Genomic DNA, 7,414 nt, shown 5'->3' with positions numbered 1-7,414 from the left:
CGGCCTGAGGAAGGCGAATGACGCGAAGGGACGGGTTTGCAGCGCTGCGGCCCGGGCGGCTGCGGGGCTCGGCGGTGGCGGTCTCCCCTGCGGGTCGACTTCCTTCCGGTGCTCGCGACTCGTGGCCCGCGCCAAACTCCCTGCGCTACGCTTCGGTCAGACAAGTGGCGCGAAGTCAGTGCACGAAGCGCGCTGCGCGCGCGGCCACGAGTCGCTGTGCTCCTCAGCGCCACCGAAGTCGCCCCGCAGCCACCCGGGCCACAGCGCTGCCGGCCCCCGTGGAGTTGCGCGGAGCGCGTCTGCGCGAAAGCCAACTGGTGGCAGCGAGTCCGACCCTGCGCGTCGACCGGCGCAGTTGAGCCCGGCGGCGCGCAGGGTCGGGCTCGCCCAGCGGCCGCTACCAAGAACATGCAGTCTTAACGGCAATTCAGAAACGGTTCACGTTCACGACAGGCTGGGATTCAAAGATGCGTCCCACGGTCGGCAAAAGCTGACCTGCATCTGACGAATCCCCGACCTGCAAGGAACAGAACCATCATGAAACTCCGAGACAAGCTGCTGCTGGCCACTTCCATCGCCGCCGCCTTCGCCGCCGCCCCCATCGCCGCCCATGCCGAGAAGCTGAGCATCATCGTCGGCGGCTACGAGAAGCAGATCTACCTGCCCGCCAAGCTGGCCGAGAGCCTGGGCTACTTCAAGGCCGAGGGCCTGGACGTGGAATTGCTCAACGAGGGCGCCGGCGTGGACGCCGAGAACGAGATGCTGGCCGGCGTGGTGCAGGGCGTGGTCGGCTTCTACGACCACTGCGTGGACATCCAGGCCAAGGGCAAGTACATCCAGTCGGTCGTGCAGTTCAGCCATGCGCCGGGCGAGGTGGAGCTGGTGTCCACCAAGTACCCCAACGTCAAGGGCATGGGCGACCTCAAAGGCAAGACCATGGGCGTCACCGGCCTGGGCTCGTCCACCAACTTCCTGACCCAGTACCTGATGGTCAAGGCTGGCGTGCCGCTGGGCGAGTTCACTTCGCTGCCGGTCGGCGCCGGCACCACCTTCATCCAGGCGATGACGCAGGACAAGATCCAGGCCGGCATGACCACCGAGCCGACCATCACGCGCCTGCTGAAGACCGGCCAGGCCAAGGTGCTGGTGGACCTGCGCACGATCGAGTCCACCAAGGCCGCGCTGGGCGGTACCTACCCGGCCGCCTCGCTGTACATGCCCAACGACTGGATCGAGAAGAACAAGCCGACGGTGCAGAAGCTGGCCAACGCCTTCGTCAAGACGCTGCGCTACATCAACACCCACAGCGCCGCCGAGATCGCCGACAAGATGCCCAAGGACTACTACGTCGGCGACAAGGAGGGTTACGTCAAGGCGCTCGAAGCCGGCAAGGGCATGTTCACGCCCGACGGCGTGATGCCCAAGGGCGGCCCCGAGACGGTGCTGGCCGTGCTGGGCACCTTCTCGAAGAACGTCAAGGGCAAGCAGATCGACCTGTCCAAGACCTACACGACCGAGTTCGTGTCCAAGGTGAAGTGAGCACGCGATGGCACCGAGCAGCACCACTTCCTCGCCAGGGCCGGCGATCGAGCTGATCAACGTCAGCCGCCGCTTCCTGACGCCCGATGGCAAGTCGATGACCGCCATCCGCGATTTCACGATGACCGTCGAGCGCGGCGAGTTCGTCGCCGTGGTCGGCCCGACCGGCTGCGGCAAGTCGACGACGCTGAACCTGGTCACCGGCCTGGCCACGCCGTCTTCCGGCGAGGTGCGGCTGTTCGGCGAGCCGATCAACGGCATCGACAGCCGCATCGGCTTCGCCTTCCAGACCGACGCGCTGTTCCCCTGGCGCAATGTGATCGACAACGTCGTCGCCGGCCCGCTGTACCGCGGCATGGACAAGGCCGAGGCCTACGCCAAGGCCCGCGAATGGCTGGCCCGCGTCAACCTGTCGGGCCACGAGACCAAGTACCCGCACCAGCTCTCCGGCGGCATGAGGAAGCGCGTCTCGCTGGCGCAGACCTTCATCAACGGCCCGCAGATCCTGCTGATGGACGAGCCCTTCTCGGCGCTGGACGTGCAGACTCGCGTGCTGATGCACGACGAACTGCTGCGGCTGTGGTCGCAGTCCAAGGCCTCGGTGGTCTTCGTCACGCACGACCTGGAGGAGGCGATCGCGCTGGCCGACAAGGTCTATGTGCTGACCTCGGGGCCGGCGACGGTCAAGTCGGTCTACCCGATCGACATCCCGCGCCCGCGCGTGGCCAGCGAGATCCGCTACGACCAGAAGTTCATCGACATCTCGCGCACGATCTGGGACGACCTGCGTGCCGAGGTGATGCGCGGCAGCAAGCAGCAGGAGGTGGCAGCATGAGTGCCGAGATCACATTGCCGGTCGACAAGAAGGGTTCGGCACCGGGCGCGGCCGGCACCTCGGCCGCCGAAATCGAGGCCGCCGCCGCCAAGGCGGAAAAGCGCCGTGTCGCCACCGTCTACTTCTGGCGCTACCTGATCCTGATCGTGCTGCTGGGCGGCTGGGAGGGCCTGGTGCGGATGAAGGTGATGGACGAGTTCTTCTTCTCCAAGCCCACCGACATCTGCGCGCGGTTGTGGACCTGGATCAGCGAGGGCACCTCGGAGGGCTCGCTCTGGTACCACCTCTGGGTGACGATGGAGGAGTCGCTGCTGGGCTTCTTCAGCGGGTCCATCGGCGGGATCATCGCGGGCATCGCGCTGGGCCGCAACCGCATGCTGTCCGACGTGTTCTCGGTCTACATCAAGGTGATCAACTCGGTGCCCCGCGTGGTGCTGGCGCCGATCTTCATCATGATCTTCGGCCTGGGGCTCACCTCCAAGGTGGCGCTGTCCTTCGTGATGGTGTTCTTCGTCGTCTTCGCCAATGCCTTCCAGGGCGTGCGCGAGGCGGACCGCAACCTGCTGGCCAATGCGCAGATCCTCGGCGCCCGCGGCTGGGAGCTGACGCGCACGGTGGTCGTGCCCTCGGCGATGAGCTGGATCTTCGCGTCCCTGCACGTGAGCTTCGGCTTCGCCATCGTCGGCGCGATCGTCGGCGAGTTCGTCGGCGCCCGCTACGGCATCGGCCTGCTGATCAACGTGGCCAAGGGCTCCTTCGACGCAGCCGGCATGTATGCGGCGATCGTCATCATCATGGTCGTGGCGCTGGCGGCGGAGTACGTGATGACGCTGGTCGAGAACCGCCTGGCCAAGTGGCGCCCCGCGCCGCTGCACGAGCAGAAGTGACAAGGGGAGCGCAGCCATGAAATCTCTTGAGAAAAACAAGCGCCGCGACCTGAACCCGTTCGGGCTGAGCCTGTCGACAGGGCGAACGGTGTATCGCCAGGTCGCCGCGGCCGCCTCGCTGGCGTTGATGACGCTGCTGCCGGCAGCGCCGGTCCACGCCCAGCAGGTGCCCGTGAAGACCTATGCCCAGGAACTGGTCGACCGCACGGTCGCCCAGCACCCGGACCTGCGGGCGGTGGTGATGCACGTGACGCCGCCGAAGTCGGCGACCAACGTGATCATCGCCTCCAGCATCGGCCGCATCGGCAAGCCGGCGGACGCCAACGACATGGAGGTGATGACCACCGGCCGCACCCGCGTCTCGATGGACCCGGGCAACAAGCGCATCGAGGTGGACCTGGCGCTGCGCGACGTCGGCGGCGAGATCGTCGGCGTGCTGGCGCTCGTGTGGCGCTACCCGGTCGGCGGCAACCACGCCGAGTTCGAGCGCAGCGCCAACGTGATCCGCGACGCGATGGCCAAGCGCATCCTCAACGTCGCCACGCTGATGGACCCGTATCCGTACGAACCGCTGGCCACGACGCGCACCCGCGCGCAGACACTGGTCGACGAGGCGCTGCTGCGGCATCCGGAGGTGACGGTGCTGGCCCTGCGCGGCCGCACGCGGCCGGCCAACGAGCTGGTGCTGCTCGGCTCCACCTTCGGCCGGCACGGCAAGAAGGCGGACGGCGACGACATGAAGGTGCTGGAGAGCGCCGCGCCGACGACCGGCGTCTACTCGAACGGCCGGCGCTTCGGCGTGGACCTGGCGCTGCATGACCGGGCCGGCGCGGCGATCGGCACGATGAACGTCGGCTATGCCTACAAGAACGGCGAGGACACCAAGCCCTTGCTGGCCCAGGCAGTGGCCCTGCGGGAAGAGATCCAGGGGCGCATCGCGGCCTCGCCGGGAACGCTGGACGAGTTGGACCCCTGAGCGGAGCCGCCGCAGGGCAGGGCCCGGGCGGGAGGGTTGATGCGGGCGCCGGACGTGCGCAGCAAGGCTGCGCCGCTCGCCGTCGACCAAGCCTCGCGCAATCCCCGTTGACTCCGCTCGAACTCACGGTTAGTCTAAGAAAACCGACCAGCCGGTCGTTTTGACGGAGCTAACGTGATTCGGATTCGAACAGCAAAGAGGCCCATGGCCGTGCTCGGCGCGGTGATGCTGAGCTGCGCAGCCTCGGCGCAGACTGCGCCGGCGGACGGCCAGGCCGCCCAGGCCGGCGATGCGGCGCCGCAGGGCAGCGCGGACGGCGCCCAGAGCCAGCTGGAGACCGTGGTGGTGACGGCCAACAAGCGCCGCCAGTCCCGACAGGAGATCGCCGGCACCATCACGACGATGAGCGGCGCCGCGCTGGAGGCCGCCGGCATCCAGGACGCCGAAGGCGTGCTGCGCCGCACGCCCGGCGTGCAGACCAACAAGGGCGACCCGGACCAGGCGCTGCCGACGATCCGCGGCGTGGGCACGGTGGCCAGCCGCAGCGGCCTCGGCGTGCAGCAGGCCACGACGGGCCTGTACATCGAGGACGTGCCCTTCACCGACCCGATCGCCACCTCGATCGTGCCGGACCTGGCCCCCTTCGACCTTGAAGGCATCGACATCCTGCGCGGGCCGCAGGGCGCGCTCTACGGCTCGTCCTCGCTGGGCGGCGCGGTGCGCTACACGGTGGCCAAGCCGGACCTGAAGCGCAGCGCCTTCTCGATGCTGGCCGATGCCGCCTCGGTGGCTGGCGCGGGCACCAACCATTCCGAGTACGTGATGGCCAACCTGCCGCTGGCCACCGACGTCGCCGGCCTGCGCGCGGTGCTGTTCGACCGGCGCGACAGCGGCTACATCGACAACACCGGCACCGGCGTGCGCAAGGCCAACGAGCTGCACCAGCGCGGCGGGCGCCTCGTCGGCGTCGTCAAGCCGAGCGAGGGGCTCAAGATCACCGGCCTGTTCCTGACGCAGGAGTCCAGGGTCGCCGACGGCTTCGCCACCTCGTCCGCGGGCACGCTGAGCTATTCGAGCCCCACCGCCTCCTCGCGCGACGACCGCTTCAATCTCGCCAACCTCAAGGTCGACCTCGATCTCGGCGGCTACACGCTGACCAGCAGCACCTCGGTGGTCACCAAGAACGTGTCGGCGATGACCGACGCCACGCTCTCGCTGGGCGACATCGGCACCGTCATCGAGCTGCCGGCGCTGCCGGTGGCCTACGGCCCCTCGCTGAGCCACTCGCGCGCCGTGTCGCAGGAGCTGCGCCTGGCGAGCCCCGCGGACGCGCGGCTGAACTATGTCGTCGGCCTGTTCTACCAGCGCTTCAAGGACCGCTTCAACCAGAGCGTCAAGGCTCCCGGCGGCGCGCAGCTGCTGGGCCCGGACCTGGTGCCGAACGACGTGCTCTACACCGAGGCCGACACCGACGCGATCACCGAGAAGGCCATCTTTGCCGACGCCGAATACCGCGTCACCAACGACCTCAGCATCGGCCTGGGCGGGCGCTACTACCGCAACAGCGCGGCCAGCACCGTCGACACCCACCTGCTCGACGCCGCCTTCGGCGCGATCCCGCTGGCGGACCTGCCCTTCGACGAATCGGGCTTCACGCCCAAGCTCAACGTGAAGTACCGGCTCTCGCCGGCGGCGGTCTGGTACGCGACGGCCTCCAAGGGCTACCGCTTCGGCGGCGTCAACTACATCTCGAACGCCCGCTACAAGTCGGACTCGCTGTGGAACTACGAGACCGGCGTGCACATGGCCCCGAGCAAGAGCCTCAGCATCGACGCCGCGGCCTATGTCGTGAAGTGGACGGACGCGCAGGTCAACGCCGTGATCGGCACCGGCGCGCTCTCCTTCAACGGCATCGCCAACGTCGGCAAGGCGACGATCAAGGGCCTGGAACTCAGCGCCGCCTGGCGCCCCAGCAGCGAGTTCAGCTTCAACCTGGCCGGCGCCTGGATCGACGCGGCGACCTCCAGCGATTTCGAGTCGGCCAGCGGCGTGGTCGTGCCCTCGGGCACGCGCCTGCCCGGCACCGCCCACCTGCAGACCTCGCTGGAAGGCAACTACTACTTCGAAGGGCCGGCCGACAGCTCGGGCCGCTTCAGCCTGTCGCACTCCTACATGGGCCGCCGCACGACGAACCTCGATCGTGCCGGTGAACTTGCGGGTTATGCGCAGCTCGACGCGCGGCTGGCACTGTCGTGGAAGCAGTGGGAGCTGACGGCCTATGTCAACAACGTCGCCAACGGTCGCGGGTCCAGCGGCGGCACGACGCTGACGACTTCCGCCGGCATCCCGTACAGCGTCTACTACCCGATCAAGCCGCGCACCGTCGGCCTGAGCCTGCGCTTCGATTATTGATAAGGTCCGCTGATGACACGAGCACGGAGCTTCGACGCGGCAGCGGCCATCATCGCGCTGTGTGCCTTCACGGCGATGGATTCCGCCATGTCGCCGGCGCAGGAGCAGGTGATCGCCACGCTGCACCTGTCGGCGGTGCAGTACGCCTGGGTGTCGGCGGCGCAGTTCCTGTTCATCGCCATCTCGGCGCCGCTGATCGGGCGCTGCGGCGATGTCTTCGACAAGCGCAAGGTGCTGGCCGTCTCGCTGGGCGTGGCCTGCGCGGGCGGCCTGCTCGCCTGGTCGGCCAGGTCGGTGTTCAGCTACATGCTCACGCAGACCCTGCTGACCGCCTGGGTCGGCGCGCAGACGGTCGCCATGGCGCTGCTGGCCGAGCTGGCGCCAGAGGATCGCAAGGCCAGCGCGCAGGGCGTGTTCCAGGGGGCGGTCGGCTTCTTCGCCTCGGCGGCGCTGCTGGGCGCGGGCGTGGTGATGGACGCGCTCGGCACCTTGTCGCTGTTCTGGCTGCCGGCGCTGCTGGCGCTGCCCTGCGCGATCCATCTCGGGCTCCGCCGGGCGCGGCCGGCGCTAACGCCCAGCTCAAGCGGAGGCCCCGGCCTGCAGCAGCTCGATGTGCGCGGCGGCCTGATGCTCGGCGTCCTCCTCGCGCTGCTGTCCATCGCGCTGCAGTTCATCACCAGCGGCGGCTGGATGACGGGCCTCGCGCTGGGCTGCCTCACCCTGCTGGCGCTGCTGCTGCCGAAGTGGGTGGACGCGCAGCGGCGC

At 68.5% G+C, this 7,414-nt stretch carries 6 protein-coding genes; all 6 read left to right on the top strand.

Annotation, left to right across the window (positions count from 1 at the left end; genetic code table 11):
* Positions 1 to 537: 537 nt before the first annotated feature.
* A complete protein-coding gene (locus tag B0W88_RS27915) occupies positions 538 to 1,539 on the top strand; it encodes an ABC transporter substrate-binding protein (protein WP_077037828.1) in 1,002 nt (333 codons plus the stop codon).
* Between the two features lie 7 nt (positions 1,540 to 1,546).
* A complete protein-coding gene (locus B0W88_RS27910; protein WP_077037827.1) occupies positions 1,547 to 2,374 on the top strand; it encodes an ABC transporter ATP-binding protein in 828 nt (275 codons plus the stop codon).
* Positions 2,371 to 3,261: an ABC transporter permease gene (locus tag B0W88_RS27905; RefSeq protein ID WP_077037826.1), complete on the top strand. Its 891-nt coding sequence runs from the start codon at positions 2,371 to 2,373 to the stop codon at positions 3,259 to 3,261. The genes B0W88_RS27910 and B0W88_RS27905 overlap by 4 nt, the downstream gene beginning before the upstream one ends.
* A gap of 16 nt (positions 3,262 to 3,277) precedes the next feature.
* Positions 3,278 to 4,237: a hypothetical protein gene (locus B0W88_RS27900; RefSeq protein ID WP_233151870.1), complete on the top strand. Its 960-nt coding sequence runs from the start codon at positions 3,278 to 3,280 to the stop codon at positions 4,235 to 4,237.
* Between the two features lie 204 nt (positions 4,238 to 4,441).
* A complete protein-coding gene (locus tag B0W88_RS27895) occupies positions 4,442 to 6,649 on the top strand; it encodes a TonB-dependent receptor (protein WP_077037825.1) in 2,208 nt (735 codons plus the stop codon).
* A 12-nt stretch (positions 6,650 to 6,661) separates the two neighbouring features.
* The coding region (locus tag B0W88_RS27890; RefSeq protein ID WP_144007012.1) for an MFS transporter at positions 6,662 to 7,414 on the top strand (753 nt) is incomplete at its 3' end.

The sequence above is a fragment of the Pelomonas sp. KK5 genome, assembly GCF_001984095.1.
GTDB lineage: Bacteria > Pseudomonadota > Gammaproteobacteria > Burkholderiales > Burkholderiaceae_C > KK5.
The sequence above is the reverse complement of the archived record's forward strand: the minus strand, read 5'-3'. Positions and strand labels throughout refer to the sequence as shown.